The following is a 512-nucleotide window of genomic DNA, read 5'->3' on the forward strand; positions in this document are numbered from 1 at the left end:
TTCATGGTGCAGAATCTGGCTATCAAGGATTTCATCGATCTGCTGTGGCATGACGAGGCGCTGCAGTAGACCTGACCATGCTCGTGGTCGTTTCGTAGGACGCGCAATGGTCCTTTCGCCGCCACAGAAGATGATTTCCTTCTCGCCGCTCAGCACGACACGTTTCGGGTTGCGCATGACATAACGGGCGCCTGTCACGACATAGTCCGCCGTCGTTCTGCACGACGATACACCAGTCGGGTTTGACACTCGCCGCGAAACTCGACCGTGAACTCACCGCAAAGTTCAAAGCCCAAATCCTCGCTGAGGTACCTGATCGACATGATCCTTCGACGCGTTCGAATGTAAAGGCGTGGACACTCATGCGAAACCGCCGCATCCATCCAGGCCTCGAAAAGATGCCTGGCAAGGCTCACGCCCTCGCAAGCCGGTTCCAAGGTGCTTCCGTCAGCCGCACTGAACCGGCGGCCCTGCGCATCTGGCACAATTCCAATAAAGGCAAGAAGCCCATC

2 protein-coding genes are annotated in these 512 nt (G+C 56.8%); both read right to left on the reverse strand.

The window, feature by feature from the left end:
- A partial coding sequence (locus tag CSC94_RS24955) for a hypothetical protein (RefSeq protein ID WP_205853418.1) occupies positions 1-198 on the reverse strand: 198 nt, incomplete at its 3' end.
- The coding region (locus tag CSC94_RS24960) for a hypothetical protein (protein WP_205853419.1) at positions 195-512 on the reverse strand (318 nt) is incomplete at its 5' end. The genes CSC94_RS24960 and CSC94_RS24955, both read right to left, overlap by 4 nt.

The organism is Zhengella mangrovi (assembly GCF_002727065.1).
Taxonomy (GTDB): domain Bacteria; phylum Pseudomonadota; class Alphaproteobacteria; order Rhizobiales; family Rhizobiaceae; genus Zhengella; species Zhengella mangrovi.